17 protein-coding genes are annotated in these 19,953 nt (G+C 63.3%); 10 read left to right on the top strand and 7 right to left on the bottom strand.

Annotation, left to right across the window (positions count from 1 at the left end; translation table 11 throughout):
* On the top strand, positions 1 to 271 hold a 271-nt coding region (locus tag CA982_RS24720), incomplete at its 5' end, for an IS3 family transposase (protein ID WP_244176500.1).
* 40 nt (positions 272 to 311) lie between these two features.
* Positions 312 to 755: a signal peptidase II gene (lspA, locus tag CA982_RS24725; RefSeq protein ID WP_051406003.1), complete on the top strand. Its 444-nt coding sequence runs from the start codon at positions 312 to 314 to the stop codon at positions 753 to 755.
* A gap of 26 nt (positions 756 to 781) precedes the next feature.
* Here the strand turns inward: lspA and CA982_RS24730 are convergent, their stop codons facing one another.
* Positions 782 to 2,026 carry an Nramp family divalent metal transporter gene (locus CA982_RS24730; RefSeq protein ID WP_035755541.1) on the bottom strand — a complete coding sequence of 415 codons (1,245 nt, stop codon included), beginning with the start codon at positions 2,024 to 2,026 and terminating at the stop codon, positions 782 to 784.
* Between the two features lie 367 nt (positions 2,027 to 2,393).
* Here CA982_RS24730 and CA982_RS24735 point away from each other — a divergent pair, with 367 nt between their 5' ends.
* Together CA982_RS24735 and CA982_RS24740 are read left to right on the top strand one after the other, a co-directional pair.
* Entirely contained in the window at positions 2,394 to 4,079 is a 1,686-nt protein-coding gene (locus CA982_RS24735) for a cytochrome c biogenesis protein ResB (protein WP_231381013.1), read from the top strand.
* Positions 4,080 to 4,169: 90 nt separating this feature from the next.
* A complete protein-coding gene (locus CA982_RS24740; RefSeq protein WP_051406004.1) occupies positions 4,170 to 4,484 on the top strand; it encodes a DUF4229 domain-containing protein in 315 nt (104 codons plus the stop codon).
* Positions 4,485 to 4,762: 278 nt separating this feature from the next.
* Here the strand turns inward: CA982_RS24740 and CA982_RS24745 are convergent, their stop codons facing one another.
* Positions 4,763 to 5,278: a M23 family metallopeptidase gene (locus CA982_RS24745; protein WP_373194821.1), complete on the bottom strand. Its 516-nt coding sequence runs from the start codon at positions 5,276 to 5,278 to the stop codon at positions 4,763 to 4,765.
* A 1,056-nt stretch (positions 5,279 to 6,334) separates the two neighbouring features.
* On the opposite strand from CA982_RS24745, the gene CA982_RS24750 reads away from it, so the two are divergent.
* From CA982_RS24750 to CA982_RS24765, 3 genes are all read left to right on the top strand, one after another.
* Positions 6,335 to 7,303 carry an endonuclease/exonuclease/phosphatase family protein gene (locus CA982_RS24750; protein ID WP_035755546.1) on the top strand — a complete coding sequence of 323 codons (969 nt, stop codon included), beginning with the start codon at positions 6,335 to 6,337 and terminating at the stop codon, positions 7,301 to 7,303.
* Between the two features lie 1,069 nt (positions 7,304 to 8,372).
* The gene (locus CA982_RS26755; RefSeq protein ID WP_014928936.1) at positions 8,373 to 8,993 is read left to right on the top strand and encodes a hypothetical protein; all 621 of its coding nucleotides are present in this window, start codon (positions 8,373 to 8,375) and stop codon (positions 8,991 to 8,993) included.
* Positions 8,990 to 10,972: a pentapeptide repeat-containing protein gene (locus tag CA982_RS24765; protein ID WP_014928937.1), complete on the top strand. Its 1,983-nt coding sequence runs from the start codon at positions 8,990 to 8,992 to the stop codon at positions 10,970 to 10,972. Before CA982_RS26755 ends, CA982_RS24765 begins: the two co-directional genes overlap by 4 nt.
* A 201-nt stretch (positions 10,973 to 11,173) precedes the next feature.
* Here the strand turns inward: CA982_RS24765 and CA982_RS24770 are convergent, their stop codons facing one another.
* Complete coding sequence (locus CA982_RS24770) at positions 11,174 to 12,289, bottom strand: hypothetical protein (protein WP_014928938.1); 1,116 nt, start codon at positions 12,287 to 12,289, stop codon at positions 11,174 to 11,176.
* Positions 12,290 to 12,371: 82 nt separating this feature from the next.
* A complete protein-coding gene (locus CA982_RS24775; RefSeq protein ID WP_044508754.1) occupies positions 12,372 to 12,737 on the bottom strand; it encodes a hypothetical protein in 366 nt (121 codons plus the stop codon).
* Between the two features lie 925 nt (positions 12,738 to 13,662).
* Here CA982_RS24775 and CA982_RS26480 point away from each other — a divergent pair.
* Entirely contained in the window at positions 13,663 to 16,017 is a 2,355-nt protein-coding gene (locus CA982_RS26480) for a pentapeptide repeat-containing protein (protein ID WP_014928940.1), read from the top strand.
* A 176-nt stretch (positions 16,018 to 16,193) separates the two neighbouring features.
* Here the strand turns inward: CA982_RS26480 and CA982_RS24785 are convergent, their stop codons facing one another.
* Together CA982_RS24785 and CA982_RS24790 are read right to left on the bottom strand one after the other, a co-directional pair.
* Positions 16,194 to 16,463 carry a hypothetical protein gene (locus CA982_RS24785; protein WP_044508756.1) on the bottom strand — a complete coding sequence of 90 codons (270 nt, stop codon included), beginning with the start codon at positions 16,461 to 16,463 and terminating at the stop codon, positions 16,194 to 16,196.
* A 215-nt stretch (positions 16,464 to 16,678) separates the two neighbouring features.
* A complete protein-coding gene (locus CA982_RS24790) occupies positions 16,679 to 17,209 on the bottom strand; it encodes a M15 family metallopeptidase (RefSeq protein WP_014928941.1) in 531 nt (176 codons plus the stop codon).
* A 378-nt stretch (positions 17,210 to 17,587) separates the two neighbouring features.
* Here CA982_RS24790 and CA982_RS24795 point away from each other — a divergent pair, with 378 nt between their 5' ends.
* Complete coding sequence (locus CA982_RS24795) at positions 17,588 to 18,199, top strand: LppU/SCO3897 family protein (RefSeq protein ID WP_144066114.1); 612 nt, start codon at positions 17,588 to 17,590, stop codon at positions 18,197 to 18,199.
* 95 nt (positions 18,200 to 18,294) lie between these two features.
* Here CA982_RS24795 and CA982_RS24800 read toward each other — a convergent pair whose 3' ends face one another.
* The gene (locus CA982_RS24800; RefSeq protein ID WP_014928943.1) at positions 18,295 to 19,476 is read right to left on the bottom strand and encodes a hypothetical protein; all 1,182 of its coding nucleotides are present in this window, start codon (positions 19,474 to 19,476) and stop codon (positions 18,295 to 18,297) included.
* A gap of 233 nt (positions 19,477 to 19,709) precedes the next feature.
* Between CA982_RS24800 and CA982_RS24805 the strand changes: the two genes are divergently transcribed.
* Positions 19,710 to 19,953: transposase (locus CA982_RS24805; RefSeq protein ID WP_065632250.1), on the top strand; the 244-nt coding region annotated here is incomplete at its 3' end.

Genomic DNA, 19,953 nt, shown 5'->3' on the forward strand with positions numbered 1-19,953 from the left:
CACATACGACAACGCGATGGCTGAGGCGTTCAACTCGCTGTTCAAAGCCGAATGCATCCGTAACCCCGTGATGCGCCCGCGAGGCGGCTGGGCAGGTGTGGGCGAGGTCGAGATCGCCGTCGCTGAGTACGTCGAATGGTTCAACCACCGCCGCCTGCACGGCGAGATCGGACACGTCCCACCCGTCGAGTACGAGAGCGCCTACTGGTCGACCCACACCGTCACCAGCTACCGTGAGAACCCGGTCCCCGCAAACGCTGGAACCAACTAACCGAGCCTCCAGCAAACCCGGGGCGATTCAAGGCGTTCTCATGGCCCTGGTTGTCGTGGTGACGTTCGTCGGGCTGGCAGTCAACTCCTTCGTTGTCAGCCGACTCACCGAGGGCAGTGCGGCCGATCTGGGAGTGCTCCAGTTGCGGTTAGCGTTCAACCCCGGTGTTGCATTCAGCCTCGGTGATCAGCTGCCCAGCTGGGCCATACTCGCCGTGGCCGGGTTCATCACCCTCGCACTGGCCGGCTACGCAGTGCACGTCGCACCCGACGCGGGGGTCGCCGGTCGGATCGGATTTGCCGCGGTCCTCGGCGGCGCACTCACCAACCTGATCGACCGCGCCGCCGACGGTGTCGTCACCGACTACTTCCATACCGGCTGGTTCCCCACGTTCAACCTCGCGGACACATTCATCACCATCGGCGTCGTCCTGATCGTGCTAGATGTGTTGCGGCAAGAATGGTCAGCTTCGCGCGACGCCTAGGGGATCGAACCGTCGCGCGAACTCGCTTAACCGGTGACCGTCAGGTAAATCAAGGCGACGTTGAGCACGATGATGACCGCTGCAGTAAGCCAGGCCAGCGAAGTGGTGAGTCGATTGTTCACATCCTCGCCCATCAGCATCCTGTCGCTGGTGAAACGCACTAACGGAACCAGTGCGAAGGGAATGCCGAAGGACAGAACGACCTGCGAGACGATCAGAGCTCGGCTGGGATCAATTCCGATGGCCAACACTGTGATGGCAGGTATCAGGGTGATCAGGCGTCGGAGTATGAGCGGGATCCTGCGCTGCAACAGCCCGTCCATGATCATCGCGCCGGCGTACGCCCCGACCGAGGTTGATGCCAGCCCCGAGGCAAGAAGCCCCAGCGCGAACAGCAACGCCACCACTTGCCCCAAGGTGTCGGCGACCGCCGCATGCGCTCCGTCGATCGAATCGACCCCTTCACGGCCACGCAAAGTGGTTGCTGCCACCAGCAGCATGGACAGGTTGACCGCGCCCGCCAGCAGCATCGCCAGACCGACATCGATCTTCGTCACACGCAACAGCCGCGACCGGACCGGCCCCTCCGGTTGATGGCCGTGTCGATCCCGCACCAAACCTGAATGCAGATACACCGCGTGAGGCATCACCGTCGCACCCAACATGGCGGCCGCGATCAGCACGCTTTCCGTGCCATCGAACCGCGGCAAGAGGCCCCCCACGACAGCCCCGGGGGGAGGTGGTGCCACGACGGTGCTTGTCAGAAAACCGATGGCAATAACAGCCAGCAAGCCAATGATCACCCGCTCGAACGGTTGCTGCCCTCTGCGGTCTTGGACAAGAAGTAAGACCATCGACACCGAACCTGTGATGACGCCACCGATGAGCAACGGCAGGTCGAAGAGCAGATTCAGCGCGATAGCTCCGCCCACCACTTCGGCGAGATCGGTTGCCATAGCGACAATCTCAGCCTGCACCCAGTAGGAGAGCCTGGCGGTCCGCGACGCGCGCAGACGCACCGTCTCCGGCAATGACCTGCCCGTGACCACCCCCAGCTTGGCAGAAAGGAACTGCACCAACCCCGCCATCACGTTCGCAACCACGATCACCCACACGAGGAGGTAGCCGAACTGGGCGCCGGCGCTGATATTGGACGCGACATTGCCGGGATCAACGTAGGCGATGGCCGCGACGAAGGCCGGACCAAGCAGTAGCGACCCCGACCGAGCTCGCGCGAGCCGCGGACGAGCCGAAGCCATGACCTCTCGCATTGCCGCCCCTCAATAGCAAATTTCGGTCTACCGAATAAAACTATTCGATACACCGTAGTTGATGGGGCGGCACATGACGAGACCCGAGGAACTTGGGTGGTGTCGACGGCTCGTAAGTGCGAGCGCGCCGCAGCGGGGCGCATCACCGCTTGTCATCTGCGTACCGAAATACTACGCTACGTAGTATTTCGGTGTGGGCAGGAAGAGCAGGTGAGACCCGGATGGCGATGCGGGCGAGGAAATCCCGGCGGCCGATGGTGCTGGGAGTCGACTGGCAGACAGCTGCGGATCACGTCGCCGACCGCGCACTTCGTTCTCTCGCGAGTGATGACGACTTCCAGGGTGCGGCGTTACCCATACGACGACGATGATGCACACCGGCAGCATCGAAGCGCCGACGCCGCGACGACCACGCCGCCGGCTTAGCCCCCTACTCAGATTGTGGCGTTCGCTGACGTCGATGAAAACAGCACTCATGCTGCTGTTCCTGTTGGCCGCGGCGGCAATCCCGGGCGCTCTGCTGCCGCAGCGCCCACTCAACGAACAGAAAACAACCCAGTACATTGCCGACCGCGGCGCCCTCGGCACGTGGATGGACAGACTGCAGCTCTTCGACGTCTTCGCCAGCTCGTGGTTCACCGCGATCTATGTCCTGCTGTTCGTGTCGCTTGTGGGATGCCTCACTCCCCGCATCCTCGAGCATCTGCGCGCGGTGCGAGCCCGTCCAGTTCCCGCGCCGCGCAACCTCACCCGCCTGCCGCGGCATTTCGAGGACACCGTAGAAGGAACACCCGAAGAGGTTGCTGCCCTCATCAACGCCAACCTCCGGGGCTGGCGCCGAGCCACCACCACACGACCAGCGACTACGCACCGACCCACCGCAGCCGTAGAGATCTCGGCAGAAAAGGGTTACCTCCGCGAGTGGGGCAACCTCGTGTTCCACTTCGCTCTAATCGCCTTGCTGATATCGATCGCGGCCGACAAACTCTACGGCTACGAAGGCACCCGTAGTCTCGTCGCCGATGGCACACAAGGGTTGTGCAACACCTCGACCGCGGTTTATGACTCATTCCGCGCAGGCAGCCTCGTCGATGGCACCGATCTCTCACCATTCTGTGTCCGCGTCGAGGGCTTCGATGCCCGGTTCCTGCCGAGCGGTCAGCCCGACATGTACGAAGCCGACGTCACCTACACCGGGGACGTGCGACAGTCCGATCCCGATACGTGGAGCACTGCACGCGTCCGAGTGAACGAACCGCTGCGAGTAGCTGGCGACCGCGTCTATGTCCTCGGCAACGGCTTCGCACCGACGTTCACTGTGACGTTCCCCAACGGTGAGCAACGCACTCAGACAGTGCTGTTCATTCCCGACAACTTGCAGACGATGCTGTCCTCCGGCGCGGCCCGTTTCGATACCCCAGCCGGCCTCTACCCCGACGCAGACGAACGTCGCAATCGACAGATCGCGATCGAGGGCCTATTCGCGCCCACCGCAGCATTCCAAGGAACCCTGCTCACCTCATCGTTTCCCGTGCCGAATGATCCGTATGTGGCGATCAGGATCTACCAAGGCGACACCGGACTGGATACCGGTCGCCCGCAGAATGCGTACTCCTTGAACCGGGCGCTCATCGAGCAGGGTCGGCTCCAGCAGCGGGCACAGGTCAATCTCAGCCCGGGACAGACTCACACCATCGCCGATGGCACCGTGGTGCGCTTTGACGGGTATGAACGCTTCGTGTCCATGCAGGTATCACACGGGCCGGCACAGAACTGGGTTCTGTTGTCGGCGACCGTGATGCTGGCTGGGTTACTTGTATCTCTACTTGTCCGGCGTCGCCGAATCTGGGTGCGGCTAGTGCCCGTCGGAGTCGACGGCCAACGACGCACCGCAGTAACAATCGCAGGTCTGGCCCGCACCGATCAGGCCGGGTGGGGCGAAGACTTCGACCAGCAGGCGCGGCGATGGCTGACCCAGCCAGGGCCGAAAAAACGCCGACCACGGCGCACATCAGCCATGAGATCTCACATCCGTACAGATCTCATCTCATGAACCGCCCCCGCTGCAGGACGCGGCACCGAACCAACTGTCACGTCACAATCCATCCCGATCGCATTCACGCCACACGGAGGCCCATAGACCATGCGCAGAAACACTTCTCACGGCGCCACCACCACGCCGGCCTCTTCGGCCAGATCTCTCATCGCCATCGCGCTGCTGTACAACATCGCGCGCCTAGCGCTCGCTGCGGTGCTATGTGGACTGATCCTATTGGTCGCCTACCTGATTGACGTGGACGTCCCGTTCTTCGTAGCCGTCGTGCTCGCCGTGATTCTCAGTAGTCCAGTCTCGATGATCGTCCTCAAACCCCTACGAAGTCGTATCAATCACCGGGCCGAGGCAATGGACTCCCGCCGAGCGGCCAAAAAGGGACTCGCCAGACCGGACGCGACATGAGTTGGTACCAGACCAGAAAACATAATCAGCCAAGCCCGACTGTCCTGCCGAACATGCAGTGCAGTCTGCCGGATCGGTGAAACCAACGCAGATCACCCTCGATGAACCACAACCACCCGCACGCCGTTCCTCTCAATCGATCGGGGGTAGGCGCCCAACTGTGTGGCCGCCGAACCGACTACTGCGCCCGAGGAATTGGGCGTACCCAGTCCCGCCTCTAGCTCGCGACACCTGTGCGGGACCACTCGTCGTCACACCTCCCGCGCCGATACGGCGGGTCATCCAACGACGTAGACCCCCCGGGTTCTCAGCCACTGTGCAGGATCGAGTTTGGGTCCGTCTTGCTGCCAGACCTCGTAGTGCAGGTGCGGGCCGGTGGAGTAGCCGCGGTTTCCTACCGTTGCGATCTGCTCGCCGGCCAAGACTCGCTGCCCGACGCTCACCAGTGTCTCGTTGATGTGCCCGTACACGCCGATCGTGCCGTCGTCTTGCAGCACTCGTATCCACAGCCCGAAGCCATCAGCCGGACCGGATTCGATGATCTGCCCGTCGCTGGTCGAGACCACCGGTGTGCCAATCGAGTTGGCGATATCGAGGCCATAATGCGTGGTACTCCATCGCGCTCCGTAACTTGAGGTCACGGTGCCGTAGGTCGGTGCCGCCGACCGCGGCCGTTGTGGCACCGGGGGTTCAGACGGCCGCGCGCGATCTGGCTGTGCCAGTTCTCGCATAACCGAGGTCAGCTCATCGCGTGACGATGCCCGTGCCGACGTGCGGCTTCGCTGTTCGGCCACCGATCCGACGGTTACAGATCGTGGGGCTGCTGCGGACTGGACGTCGACGGGCACGCCAGCCTGAGTCAGGGGAGTGACCGTCAGGTCGTGTCGATCGGCGAGCGCAGTGGCCGCAGTCCCGCCGGCAGCGCATAGAACCACCGCGGCCAGGAGTGATCCACCCAACCCGGCCGCAGCCGCCGACCGAGTTGAGGTGCCCGAGACCTCCTCGCCGTCAAGCACCTCGAGAAAGCCTGACTGAGCTTGCTCGCTGGACTGAGGTTCAACGACACACAACGCCCGCTCCCACGGTGCGGTAGGCGCTGCCGAAGGATGCCTGCCGAGGTCGAGCGGGCGCTGTGAGCGACGCGGCCCGAAAACTCGATGGCCAGGCCCGGCTTGGCGGGGCAAGGCAGTACGCGAGCGCGCAGTGTATGGACGGCCACTGCGTGGTGGGTATGACGGCGACGCCTCGGGCGCCGTCGTCGATCGCGCACGCGGCGAGTAGGAGGGCACTGGGGCGCCCGAGAAGATGGGCCGCCGCGTGAACCCGGCCGACACCTCGGGTGGGACAGGCATTCGGTGTCGCCCGGCCGCATGCACGATGCGTGAATGCTCGAGCCCCGGGAGTCCGGGGGTGAGGCTCGCCGATGCGTCGCGCCGGAACGCAGGGATGCCAGCGGAGGGTGGGCTGGGATCAGCTTTGCGATGCCGTGCCAAGGGGAGTCCTTCAGTCCAAAGCGTCAGTCCGGATGGAAACAGTTCGATATCGAACGAGCCACAGCCAGGTTACTACTATCCAGGTTAGTTTCTCCGCGTTGGCCCCAGGATCACCCCGTACGCGCTGCGCAGCTCCGGTGGTGCGCCCGGTTGACCAGCAATATCGTCGTGGCCGACGACGGGTTGGCGTCATGCGTGCACGAGTTCTCGCCTGGGCTGCTGCGTCGGCAACGAAGCCGTCCGGCTCTCGTAACGGTCACCATAGATCGAACCGACTGGTGGCTTGGCTGACAGCCCCTGTCGCCGACAGCCTCCACTCGACGATCACCCGCCAGAGAGCGTGACGGTGATCGTGGCATGATCGGCCGCATGCGTGGACTGCTACGAGCACTCGGGTGGGGTGCGGTCCTCGCCGCTGCTGCCGGTGTTGCTGCCCACTATTCTGGCCTGGTCAGCAATTTCGCTTCCCGGGTAGCGGCGTTCACGCCGGTGCTGATCATCGTCGGTGTCCTCGGTCTGATGCTGCTGCTCGCCGCGCGCGCCTGGCTTTCCGCGGCGGGAGCTGTGCTCGTCATCGCCGTAGGCGTGACGGCGCAGGCCCCACTGTATCGGGGGGTCGACGAACAGGTCTCGGACTCGGACCTTACCGTGATGCAGGCCAATATCTATCTCGGGCAAGCTGATCCGGACGCGCTAGTGTCGCGGGTGCGCGACTCAGGCGTTGACGTCCTCACGATAGTCGAGCTGACGCCTGAGGCGGTGGGAGCCCTCGAGCGCGCCGGGTTGCGCCAAGCCTTGCCGTTCGCGTTTCTCCGTCCCCGAGACGGTGGAGGTGGAGCTGGCATCTATGCGCGGGCCCCGCTGACCGACGGGCAACTCCTGCGGGGATTCGAACTGTCGAACCTTCGCGCGCGACTGCTGCTTCCGAACCGCTCGCCCATCTCGATCTATGCACTGCACCCGTTGCCGCCGTATCCCGAACCGTCGTGGCGCTGGGATGCCGAGCTCCGCGAGTTGCGCTCGATCCTCTTCGCCGACACAGATCCACTGATCATCGGCGCCGATGCGAACTCGACCTACGACCACCGCTCCTTCCGGCAGCTACTGTCTGGACCCTCGAATTCGCCCCAACTGACCGACGCCGCCGAGCATCTCGGATCGGGCGTCGTCGCGACCTATCCTGCCGGCCGGCCCTACCCGTCGCTGCTTGCGCTCGACCGGGTGCTGACACGCAATGGCCCGACACCGACATCGTTCCGGCGGATCGATCTGCCGGGCTCCGACCATCACGGGGTGCTCGCGCGCATCCGGCTCAGCGAAGGATGACGTCCCCGAGTAATCTCGAACCATCGGAACACCTCGGTTCGTGACCGACAGCCTTATGTCATCAACTCGATCGAGCCTGGCAAGCTATCTCCCCCAACGATTTCCATATGCCACCACTGGCTACTTAATGATTCAGCCGGGCGGCGCCGGTGAGGGTGGAGGTGGGTTGCGGTCGCCGGGTTGGGGTATCGGGAAGGTCATCGACGGGCTCGGTGGGTCCGGTGGTGCGAGCCGGTTTTGGGGGTTGGCTCGCAACGCGGCCTCAGCCGCGGCTAGGGGCGCTGAGGCTCTGTCGCGGGCTTGTTGTTCGGTCACCGGTTTGCGGCCGTCGACAGGGATGAGGGTGTACCACTTCTCGGACTCGAGGTAGCGGGTGGCGAACAGGTACCACTGGCCGACCTTGAGGGGTGTGTCGCCGTCGACGGAAATGTAGACACCGTCCTTGCTCCGCCTTGCTGGTTGACTACTACGCTCTCGGGGACTTCGCCCTTGATCGCTGTTTTGGTGAGCACGCTGTACTGAGTTTCGGGGAGCGGCCCGAGTGCCTTGGTGCCAGCAGCTGATTCGACACGGCCGGTGAAGACGTGTGTGGAGATCGCCACCAGATTACGTAAGTCAGAGGTGTCAGTGAATGAGTCCGCATGGGCGGTTGAGGTGGCCGTGGCCGATTCGAGGGGTGGGATGCCCTCATCGACGGTTTGTTCGCCGCACGCGGTCAGGGTGGCAGCGGCGAAGATGCCGGCGATGCCGAGCGTGAGGGCCGCCGGTCGTGTTGCTCGGTGGTGGGTCATCAGAGTCCCCACTTGTTGCGGTACAGGCCGCGGGTGAGGCCGGTGGGTGTGTAGGACGTTCCGCGGGCCCCGTCATTATCTGCCATCAGGTCGTTGGAGCAGGTGTGGAACAGCCCCAGTTCGTGCCCGACCTCAGTCCAAGTTATGTCACTTTCTAGCAAAAGTGCCTGTCCCCCAGCTGGTTTTAAAGTGCCGATAATGTACGTTATGTCAGGTTATCCTGTCGTTGGCAGAATCTACGTCTGGTTATCCTGACATGGTGGATCTACCCTGTCTGCATGGGTTGGATGCATGAGAGCGACACGCACGTACACGAGGCGGCATTGGTCGCGATATTCGCGGACGGGACTCAGAGCTGCGGGTCGACCATGGTCGACGGCGTGGACTACGAGCTCGTCGAGGTCGGCCGGCATCAGGCCGCCGATGTAGCTGCGCGTGCGTCACTGCCGGTGCGGAATCGTATGGCCGCGCTGGGCAGTGACATCGCCCTGCGACCATCGGCGGAGATTGCCGGTTGGGTGTTGAGCTGCGATTGCGCCAGCCTATCCAGTTCCGAGGTGTCGACCTGGACCGATCCGGACCAGTGGACACGGGTGCCCTCAGCGTCGCTCGAGGACCTCACTGGCCACCGCGTATTCGCCCCCGACACCGACCTCGACGTCAACGCGCGGCCTGAGGTCGCAGAGGCCGCGCGAGAAGTGTGGCGGCGTAAGCATCTCGAACCGATCGACGTTGACGACGAGATCCGGGCCGCCGCAGATGCCCGCAGGAACGCTAACGCACAGCTCGACGCCGCCGTAGCCAGGGCCCGCCGACTGGGTCGCTCTTGGGCAGACATCGGCGCGGCGGTCGGCATGACCCGACAATCAGCAAACGAGCGATGGAGGGATCGCACGTGACCGCCGCTGCGCCGGCAACCGATGCCGAACGTCAACTCATAGATGCGGTATCAGTCGGCGGCGGCACTGTTGACCTCCGCACTCGGAAGGAGCGATCTAGACGAGAGCTCCCCTCTCCCGACGACGGTGCAGCATGGGGAGACGACCGCACAGTACGAGCCGAATTCCTCCAGCACCTTCTGCTCACGTTGGGCACGCCGGTAAATTTGTACGGCGCCCGCATCGCCGGCGACCTCGACCTCCGCGGCGCCTCGCTACCACCAATCAACCTCTCTCGGTGCATAGTTGACGGTCCGTCCCGGTTCAACGGCGCGACCTTTCCAGTCGACGTCTGGTTCGAAGGCACGACCTTCCTCAGCTACGCTGCATTCAACAGCGCGACCTTCACCGGCAACGCCGGGTTCTACAACGCAACCTTCACCGGCGACGCCGGATTCAGCAGCGCGACCTTCACCGACGACGTCTCGTTCAGCGGCGCAACCTTCACCGGCCACGCCTGGTTCGACGGCGCGACCTTCATCAACCACGCCGGATTCGCGGGCGCGACCTTCACAAGCGCCGCTTCATTCGAAAGCGCAACCTTCACCGGCAACGTCGCCAGGTTCGACCGCGCGACCTTTACCGGCGGAGCTGGGTTCGGAGGCACGACTTTCACCGGCGACGCCGGGTTCATCAAGGCGATCTTCACGAGCGACGCCAAGTTCACCGAGGCGACCTTTACCGGCGGAGCCCATTTCACCGACGCAGTGTTCGTTCAGGGGGCGGATATGTCCCGCTGTAGTTTTCGGCGTCTTGAGTTGATACGGACGGTCTGGTCGGGATCTTTAGTCACGGTTGGTCTTGTCGCTGGCCGTGCCGATTTGAGCGAGGCTGTGTTCGATGTGCCTGCTCGGGTCGAGCTGGTCGCGGCTCACGTGTTCGGGTCCCGTCTACAGGCGAACCACCGGTTCCATCTGATTCTCGCTGCTGGACGACTGGACCTCACCGACGCGGACTTGGCCGCGGGGTCGTTGATTGAATCAATGGAGCTGCCCACAACCGTCGACAGATTCGTGTCGGTACCGCCACTGTTCGAGGAGAACGGTCGTTTGGCGAAGCGATCTTCAGTGATGCCTCTCAATGAGTTCCTGGAAATCACGCTGGAGCGGTACCGTCTCGCAGCGGACTTGACTGATCTGTTTGCCGACCGCGAGTTGGCCGCGGTGGTGTCGTTGAAGCGGGCACACGTGGCCGGGGTCAGACTGTCCGGGATGGATCTCACGCAGTGCGTCTTTCAATGGGCGGATGGGCTTGATGGCCTGTTGATCTCCGATACCTGTGTGCTGCAGGAGTCCACCGACGCTGACCCCGGGTGGAGGTTCCCCCGTCTTCGTCGCCTGCGAGCTACCCGTCGGGTGATCTACGACGAGGTGGTTGAACGCCGCCGAGCTCGTGGCGTCCAGCTCGATCCGGCGATTCCCGACGAGGCCAACCCGCGCGCCACAGAGGTGCCGATCCCGACGGAGGCATCGGTGGCGATGACCTATCGGAGTCTTCGCAAGGCACTCGAGGACAGTAAGGATGAGCCGGGGGCGGCGGATTTTTACTACGGGGAGATGGAGATGCGGCGGAGCTCCGCCCGCCTCATCGACCGTTTCCTGCTGACGCTGTATTGGTTAACATCGGGGTACGGTTTGCGGGCGTGGCGGGCGTTGACGTCGCTGGCCGTGGTAATTGCTGTAGCGGGCTGGTGTTTCACCAACAGCGACTGGGTGCGCATCTCACCTACCGGACCGGGGTCACCTGTGCTCTCCCCCACCAGTGATGCATGGCCGTGGCTGTTCGCTGGGCAGGAGACCATCGCACTGTTTCGGCCGGCCGGAACCATCGGGGTCACCCTTGTCGGGTTCGGCGCAGTCGTCGACATTGCGGTCCGCGTCCTCGGACCAGTCCTGCTAGCCCTTGCGGTCCTGGCAATCCGCAACCGCACCAAACGCTGATCCTGTCGCCGGGGCGGGCGGACCGACGCTGGAAAGGCCATGCGTGACTCTTATGTCATCTCGAACCAGAATTGCTAGTTCTCCCAGTCGATTTGAAGCTCCGACCATCTACCTCATGTCAAGAAGTATCTGATGCCCCTCACCGGGACGTCGTCAGCAGTCACATCCCGGATGTGACCAAGGCTGATAGATGCCGGGGGCTCAAAAGGGCACGCTCTCGTCCTCGCCGTCGGCGTCCTCAGGATGCTCGTGTCGCCACTCGCAGTCTTCCGCGAAGACCTCCTCCGTCGCGTCCGCGAGCTCCCCCAGAAACTCTTGCCGGTCCTCGTACTCCAGTTTGGGGTCGCGAAGTGATCGCAACAGATCAGGAACCTGCGGGTGCGAACAGAATTGGGTCCAGCGATCGGCGGCCTCATCGATGCGTCCGGGGATCGACTTTGTGAACTGCCTGACCATCTGGGGTGTCGAATCCTCATTGAGGGTCAGTCTGTACGCAAGCTCGGTGTTGACCTCGGTGAATTTTCGTTCGTCGTCGGGAGTAGCGGCAACGGCAGGACGCACGTACTGGGTGCCGGTGTAGATCAGATGGAAGCCCAGCTGGGCGGACATCTTTCCGAGGTTGTGATGCGACCGGCGGCATACGAAGACGGGCATGATCCGCAGTTGGGGATGAGAGAGGCGCAGCCGAGCACTCTTGTCGAGAAGCTGGTACGGCTCGTCGGAGTTCGGGTAGATCCACTGCCTGAGGTTCTTCGCTTCGATCGTCGTGAGTATCGCCGGCGCGGGAAGACCGTCCGCGCCGATCCCGGTATAGAACGCTGCGTTGTCGAGTGGTCCACCTGCCACAGGCTTGCCTGCGATCTTACGAACTTCGCCGCCTCCGTCGGGCCTCAGCATGTGATATCCGTAGGGCGCAGCCTCGCGGAGCGAGGCGTGAATTACCCGTTCTAGCGCGGCCGGGATCGGCGGGGCACCCCACTCGGTGTTCTCTTTACTCCATCCCAGAAACCGGGTATGGAGTAGTCGTTTTCGGCCGGCGGCGCGTTGGGCCGCCTTCGTAGGTGATGACAGTGTGAACACCGGCACCACACCGCCGCCCCTGGTCCGTTCACGGGTCTCTTCGATGACGTCTGCGTCGAGCAATCGCTTACGGGCGCTAGTCAAGTGATGAGGGTTGATCGGATAGCGCTGACCTGGATATTTGACGTCGGCGATCTTCGCTTCCATACCCCGCTGAGTTGCCGCACCATCCGACTCAAGCAACGCGACGATGGCCTCCGCCGCCCATTGCCGCCACTGTTCGACAGAGGCGACCACAGAGACTCCTATATATGGGCGCGCGGTTCAGGTGAAATGCCCGCGCTAACGGAAACGGACGTCTTAGCTGCGTCTTCGCTGGTCAGTAGGTATACGGCGTTGGGCGTGGAGGCAGACGCCACCGGCCTGCGGCCTGAGCCTCTGCCTGCAGACGCTCGAGCTCAACGATGTCGCTCGCCTTCTGATCTGGTTTGGAGGCCAGGTACGCGACCATGTCGTCGTTCGCCTCTTCGCACAGCTCTTTTAGCCGGCCCTCGACGTACTCCACGGTGCCCTCGACAGCGCGGGCGAAGTTTGCTCCAAGGAACTCAATATCCTCCGCCGCTTCACAACGCCGCCAGAAGAACGCAGCCCAGGTGTTGGAGGGCTCGCGGTTGAAGTGTGGCTCGATCTCACGTTCCGCTGAGAACTGCGGACTGATCTGGACGTCGAAGTCCAGGATGGACATACGAGGAAACTCGTCGGGTGTAGGCATCGTTGTACCGCCTCCTAGGAAGTCGCCCGATTCAGCGCACGACGACTGTGGCGAACGGACTGATCAAGATGGAGCCCGGCGTCGGTCGAGGTGACCGACGCCGAGCTGATGCGGAACTCCTTTCCCAGAGCTGACCGAACGAACGAGTTACTTGCGCTTCTCGTTCACGGTCGTGCGCGGGTGTCGCTTCGCGTGCGCCTTCGAGACGAACCGTCCCGTGATCGCGCTGCGACTGTTCGTGCCCTTACCCTTGCCCTTAGCCACGGCGACGCACCTTCTTCACAGTGGTGGTCGTCGTGACCCGGACACGGACAGGACCGACCCGCTTTACCTGGGTCTTCTTGGTGGTGGCCATTGGCCATCACCTCCCTACTGCTGCGTCCACGAAGGTCCAGCGACACGGCCCTCGCCCTCTGTGGCGAGGCTGCCGAGTGGGTGTAGTGTTGTAGCCACAGTTGCCAGACTGATAACAACACGAGCACCCGATCGACGGACAATCCCCGGAGGTCGGGGCTTCGTCATGTCTTGCAGCACCTCCGACACTACACCTAGTGGCTGACATTTCCGGTCACCACAAGGGGTTGTGAATAACATTGATGGAAGACATGCAGGTCGGAGCGGTGCACGATCGCAAATCCGCGCGTGTCTCCTGCGTGTTGGGCGTGTCGCTCACAGGTTGTCCTTGCCTTGTCCACAACATGCGCTCGGCGACCCACGTGCCGGCGGTGACACAACTCCTCAACCGTCGGCAGGCATCCCGGAGCTTTTGCAGCATGTCCATGACGCTCGCGTCCTGTTGGCCTCGGGGACGTCGCTACGATCGAGCGGATGTGCGCGGTCGGTCGGCCGCCGCAACCCGGGCGGCGGGCCCCGGCCGTCGGCCTCGAAGGAGCGAGCAGTGGAGCCGATCACCCCCGCCGAACGCCGGCTCCTCGCTGACGCAACCGCAGCAGGACAGTGCAATCTCCTCACACCAGCCGAGCAAGCTGAACCAGCTTGGGGGCCGTCCGCCGAAGTCGCCGCCATCTGGAGTGAAGACCGGCAGGTACGAGCCGACTTCCTCCGCCACCTGCTGATCGATCAGCAGCTGCCCGTCCACCTGACCGGCGCTCGCATTGACGGCAACCTTTACCTGACCGGCGGCCACACGCTCACCCTCAGCCTCCCCCGCTGCATCCTCACGGGAGCCGCACATTTCGACGGGACGACGTTCGCAGGGGACGCCCGGTTCGACGGGGCGACGTTCACCGGGGACGCTCGGTTCGGGTTCGCTAGGGCGACCCGGTTCGTCAGGACGACGTTCACCGGGGACGCCCAGTTCGACGGGGTAACGTTCGCCGGGGACGCCCGGTTCGACAAGGCGATATTCACCAGGGACGCCCGGTTTGTCGAGGCGACGTTCACCGGGGACGCCCAGTTCGACAGAGCGACGTTCACCGGAGACGCCCAGTTCGACAGAGCGACGTTCACCGGGGACGCCCGGTTTGTAAGGGCGACGTTCACCGGGTACGCCCGGTTTCTGAGGGTGACGTTCACCGGGGCCGCTCAGTTCGACACAGCGACGTTCACCAGGTCCGCTCGATTCCACAGAGCGACTTTCGCCGCGGTCGCCCATTTCGACGGGGCGACGTTCACCTCAGGCGCTCACTTCGACAGGGCGACATTTACGAGGTCAGCACTATTCATTGGAGCGACGTTCGCAGGGAACACCACGTTCGCCGAGGCGACGTTCACCAGGGACGCCCGGTTTGTTAGGGCGACGTTCATCGGGGACACCGCGTTCCTCGAGGCGACGTTCACCAGGGACGCCCATTTCGACGAAGCGACGTTCACCGCAGGCACCTATTTCGACGGGGCGACGTTCACCGGAGCCGCCTGGTTCCGTAACTCCCGGTGGCGCACGCTCGGCTGGTCTCGCACGGTGTGGAAGACCGCTTCGGTGGAGTCGGCGGGGTTGGCGGCCGTCGAGATCGTGCTCGATCGGGCGGAGTTCGAGCAGCCGGTACGGTTAGAACTGGCGGCGGGAAGAGTCAGCATGGAGCGCATGCAAGCCACCGAACGCCTGCACCTGGTGATCGCTGGTGCGCAGGTGAACCTTGAAGATGCCGACTTCGCCGTAGGCTCGCTCATTGACGCTGCACCAGTCCAGACACCAACAACTGCCACCGAGACCACCGCGAAGGAAGCTCAAGAACAGCGAGTGCAGAAGTCTGGCATCGGCAGGTGGGTGTTCATACCGCCCTACCCCGATCCCGACTACACATCGGCCACGACATCGGGGCTGCCCCCCGACGAAGACACGCACCAAGTTCTCGACCCGGCACAGCGCCTCTCTCGCAGTCTCATGTACGCCTCGCTATTTCTCGAGGCTGACCTCAGCACTGCCCTTGACCACACGCCGACGGCCTCGGTGACTTCGCTACGGCGCACGCATGTTGCCGGCACCTCACTGTCGGGGATGGACTTGCGGGCCTGCACCTTCACCGGCGCCGACGGCCTTGACAAACTTGTCATCGTCGGCGACGACATTCTCACCAACCACCGCGGAGATAAGGACATGATGCGGGCGGGGCCCGCTCGCGGACGGAAGTGGTGGAGGACGAGCCGACGCGTCCTGCATGATGAGCTCGCCGTTCGTCAGCCGCACCCCGCGGCCAGCGACACCGCTGGGGCCAGTGGGGCGACCGACGCCACCGTTGAACCCGCTGCCACGCCTACCGCACCACTGACGTATCGCAGCGTGTCCGCCACCTATCGATCCCTCCGCAAAGCGCTTGAGGACAGTAGAGATGAGCCCGGCGCCGCCGATTTCTACTACGGCGAGATGACAATGCGACGCCTCGCCGCGTCACCGCTTTCGGTGGAAAGGTCGCTACTCACCCTGTACTGGCTGATCGCCGGGTACGGGTTACGCGCGTGGCGGGCCCTGGCCACTCTCGTTGTAGTGATTGCGGTCGCAGGGTGGTGTTTCACCAATGACGCGTGGGCGGTCAAGACGGTGACCAAGACGCCCACGTCCGTGGACCTCGGCACCGGGGCCATCACCTCGTCCGCATCGACCGCGGATGGGTTGTCGCTGATGCGGTCATGGTTGTTCGCCGCCCAGGAAGCCGTCGTCCCGTTCCGGCCCGCTGGACTGTCGGGAGTCACCCTTACAAGCTGGGGGCACGTCGTCGATCTCGCCGTCCGCATCCTCGGACCGATACTTCTCGCGCTGGCTGTGTTGGCGATCCGTAACCGCACTAAACGATGACGGGTGTGGTGGCGGCGGGAAGCGGCCGTCAACAGCAACACCACCTCGACGCCAACGGCGATCGCCACTTGTCCACGAAATCCTCGTAGCTCGAACTGGTTCGGAATTGTGACGCCGTACGACTGCGCCCCGCCTCCGATGCGGCTGGCGGGGCGCAGTGCACAGCAGGGCTCGGGTTACCAGGTGAGCTGCGGCTGTTTCGTCGGAGCCTGGTAGGTGTTGAACTGCCAGCCTTTGAAGCCCTGGGCGCAGGCTGTTGCGCCGAGGTTGGGGTTCTGTGCGATAACTGTGTTGCGCCACGCGTCGCATTCCACGAAACCTGTGTAGGTGTAGGTGTTCGCCTGTGCGGGTGCCGCGGTGAGACCGCCGACGAGCGCGGATGCGGCGATTCCGGCGGTGACGACCCCGGCGACTACGACGGCGCGCACCTTGTTGGTGATGTTCATACTGATCTCCTTTGGGCAGCCTTTTTAGCTGCTACACAACGTGATTGATTGAGAGCGAGGTTCAATGAACCAGGCTTCGGCACAGTCGACGGGCTGGTCGAGGACGAGGGACCGCCGGTGCCTGTCACCGGAAACCGCTCAACGTTCGTGCGGGCGCCGAGTCCCTGTCTGACGAGAGAGTCGACGCCCGCACAGCCGAGTCCGGATTGGAGCAGCTATCTGACCTCGAAGTGCGGATCGTCCGGGAGGTTGGACCATTCTCCGCCCCAGACGATCTGGCCACCCATGCTGGCTAGCTTGGCGCGGATCTTTCCGGTTTGCTCGGGGGTGAAGGTGCCCGAGAAGCCCTGACCGCCATGGATTTCGAGGTTGAGGTCCACGGCGGTGCCGCTGCCGTGGTTGGAGTAGGCCGTATTTGTCGGCGGGACGAGTGCCGGTTCGGCCCATGACCAGTCGTCACCGTTGCCGAGAGTGATGGGCTCGACGTTGGCGTCGAACCAGGTGACGAACTCGCGGAGCAGTTCGGTGGGCTTACCGGGGGCGGTCCAGAAATTGACCCCGTTAACGGCCCATTGGGTGGTTTGGGCCTGAGTGATGAGCGGGTACCCATTTTGGGAGGTCCCGGCGGCGGCAGCGCCGGCGCCGAGGATGGATGCGCACCCGACGACAAGCGCCGAACCGGCGACCAGGAGATGAGTGCGGAGGCTGCGGGTGGGCAGCGTGGAGCGAGAGTGACTGGACGGCATCAGTCAACCTTTCGATTCGATTGTGAACGTGCGGTTCTCAGCAGACTCGCGCCGACGGCAACCAGCAGGGATCTGCAGCAGAGAACCTAACGCAGACAGTACCCGTAACTGTCCACCTCAAGGTCTGCGACCGCGGACTATCCGTATACCGGCGAGCCGAATAGTGCGAACGTAGGTCAGTTTCCGGCCTGTGAAGTCCCTGGCGACCGACCGCTTGCGGCGGGTTAGGCTACGCGCGTGACCATGCCACCACCTGGTCCTGGCCATCCCGGTTACGGATTCCAGGGCCCGCCCGGACAGCCCGGGCAGCATCAGCCAAACGCCGGTTTTCCGGGACGGGGAGTCCCCTACGGGGCGCCTGCACCCTATCCGGGAGGTGTGTACCCGCCGCATCCCGGTGGTCAGCCACCGAAGAAGAGCCGCAAGGGATTATGGCTGTTAGCCGGGCTCTTCGGGTTCGCGACGGTGCTCGCCTTGATGATCGCGGTGAGCGTGGCCCTCGAGGACCCCAGCGACTTCGAAAACAACGTCGCCGACACCACCGAGGTGAGGGTGGGTGACTGTCTGACGGTAGGCGAACTCGCCGGGGAGCTCGAGGTCGAGACGGTCGACTGCAGCTACCGAGGGTTTCATTACGCAGTCGCGGAACGGGTGCAGACCCGAAACGGTTGTGGCATCGACTACGCCGCGTTCTGGTACGAGGAACGCCCGTACGCCGGCGCCCGCCCACGCATCGAGGAAGTACTGTGCCTCGCCCAGGTGTACCAGCAGGGGCTCTGCTACTCCGAACCACCAACGGATGTGCCAAACCCGTTAGCCAAGGTCAACGAGGTCGACTGTTCAAGGGTGACGCTGGTCCCTGGCGGTACGAACTACTTCAAGGTCGACACCAAGGTGGCCGCGGCTCCGGAATGCACAGAGGGACAGGTCGAGTACTTCGCAGCGAAGCCGACACCGACTGGCTATTGCCTGACGTACTTCGAGTCCTGAACCTGCTCGTTAAAACCATCACGGCGACTCGTCCTACTGCGGGGATCTCTGCGTTCGGTGACGGTGGGACAAGCGTGCTTGCAGTCGGACATCCTCTACTCGAAGGCGTTGAAGGCGTTGAGGATCACCTTCACGATCGCCTCGATCCCAGTCCAATCCTGCCTACCTCGCTCGGTGGGGTCATCCAGGGCCGTCTTCACCTTCTTCCGGAACGCTGCCTGAACTCGTCTTTTGTCCACTGGCGAGATTGCGCCCTGGTCCTGTCCCTGTCCTTCGACGCGCCCCTTCCACACGACAGGAATAAGTGCGTTATCGTGCGTCAACACGTCACAGCCGAGGTACATCTCGAGCGATCCGGCTGTGCCGTTGACGTCCATCAGCACAGGATCAGCCGAGGTCTGCGACTCCAGCGTGGGGTATTGCTCCAGAAGCGGTAGCGGCGGGTAGTGCATCACGCGAATGTTCGCTGGAAGCTGTACGGACTTCTTCAGCTTGTGGAGGGCATCGTAGGCAGCAGTGTCGTTGTCCGCCAATGCGAGGACCCGATTAGCGATACCCGCGCCTGCGAACGATCGCACCTGCTTTGCCAGGCTGGCCGCACCGCCTTCGGTCCGGAAGCCGAAGTCCATGAAGTTTACGAATCCAACGAGGTGAGGGTGTGTCACCTCGATTGCCTCCGCGAGTAGGTCGGCATCACTGGAGCCCTCGGTGAGAATAACGAGCGGCGCGTCGGCCGTGATGATCGTTTGACGCTTCTCAGTTTCGAGTTTCGTGATCGCACTGCCCGGCTCCAGGAGCCCGAAGCTTTGCAGATCGTCCAAGTCATAGCGAACGCTGCGCCTGGGGTCGTCCTTAATGAGGTCGAGGGCCAATCGCAGAACGGTGCGAGCATCCAGCTGAGAGAACACATCAGGCTCGTCGTAGGGAATCCACTCAGAGGGAGTGCATTTAACATACCTGTCGAACTCCGACATGATCGTCGACGAATCCAGGAGCTCTACGCCAAGGTCGCCGAATGCGGGCGGGTTTGACGGGCGACAACGCTCGTGCCAAACCCGAACCTGCTCGTCCAACTGCGCACGCGCCCGTCCCTCGGTGAGGCCACGCAGTTGCAGGCGGTCGCGCAGACCACCTACCGTCGAGACGTAGCCGTAGCTTTCGTCATCACATCGCAGGTCGCTCTCGGTAAACAGGGTCGCCAGGTCAGGAATGTAACCCTCTCGACAAGTCAGTATGCGAGGACCACCGACTATCTCGATAAAACTGTGTGCGGCCATGTCTCGCAATTCTGCAGGATCGCCACCGCGGTGCTGTCACCAACGTGCTGCCACACTTGAGTCGTGCCCCGGACGGTTTCCGACCGTATTCGAGACCCGCATTAGGTAGATGAGGCGCGTGAGGAGAATGGGCTGGGGCGCCATGTCTGCTGGAAGACGGTCAACCAAGTCGGCGAATGTTTGAACCGCCCCGGGTCTGTCGGAGGCTCTCGAACCTGTGAAGGATGGAGAGCATGGCAGCACCACGCAAGTACAGTGAGGAACTCAAGGACCGGGCCACCCGGATGGCATGTGAAGCGCGACGAGATCCCGATTCGTCGAGAGGTGCGATCAAGCGGATCGCCGATCAGCTCGGAGTCCATCCCGAGGCGTTGCGCAATTGGGTTCGTCAGGCCGAGATCGACGGCGGGGTCCGCCCGGGCACCACGAGTGAGGACGCTGACCGCATCGCGGCGTTGGAGCGGGAGAACCGTGAAC

Source organism: Gordonia lacunae (assembly GCF_002149015.1).
GTDB classification, from domain to species: domain Bacteria; phylum Actinomycetota; class Actinomycetes; order Mycobacteriales; family Mycobacteriaceae; genus Gordonia; species Gordonia lacunae.

Excerpts from the sequence above, each read along its gene's own strand:
- lspA (WP_051406003.1), top strand. The coding sequence starts at position 312 with ATGGCCCTGGTTGTCGTGGTGACGTTCGTCGGGCTGGCAGTCAACTCC.
- CA982_RS24730 (WP_035755541.1), bottom strand. The coding sequence starts at position 2,026 with ATGCGAGAGGTCATGGCTTCGGCTCGTCCGCGGCTCGCGCGAGCTCGG.
- CA982_RS24735 (WP_231381013.1), top strand. The coding sequence starts at position 2,394 with ATGATGCACACCGGCAGCATCGAAGCGCCGACGCCGCGACGACCACGC.
- CA982_RS24740 (WP_051406004.1), top strand. The coding sequence starts at position 4,170 with ATGCGCAGAAACACTTCTCACGGCGCCACCACCACGCCGGCCTCTTCG.
- CA982_RS24750 (WP_035755546.1), top strand. The coding sequence starts at position 6,335 with ATGATCGGCCGCATGCGTGGACTGCTACGAGCACTCGGGTGGGGTGCG.
- CA982_RS26755 (WP_014928936.1), top strand. The coding sequence starts at position 8,373 with ATGGGTTGGATGCATGAGAGCGACACGCACGTACACGAGGCGGCATTG.
- CA982_RS24775 (WP_044508754.1), bottom strand. The coding sequence starts at position 12,737 with ATGTCCATCCTGGACTTCGACGTCCAGATCAGTCCGCAGTTCTCAGCG.
- CA982_RS24785 (WP_044508756.1), bottom strand. The coding sequence starts at position 16,463 with ATGAACATCACCAACAAGGTGCGCGCCGTCGTAGTCGCCGGGGTCGTC.
- CA982_RS24790 (WP_014928941.1), bottom strand. The coding sequence starts at position 17,209 with ATGCCGTCCAGTCACTCTCGCTCCACGCTGCCCACCCGCAGCCTCCGC.
- CA982_RS24800 (WP_014928943.1), bottom strand. The coding sequence starts at position 19,476 with ATGGCCGCACACAGTTTTATCGAGATAGTCGGTGGTCCTCGCATACTG.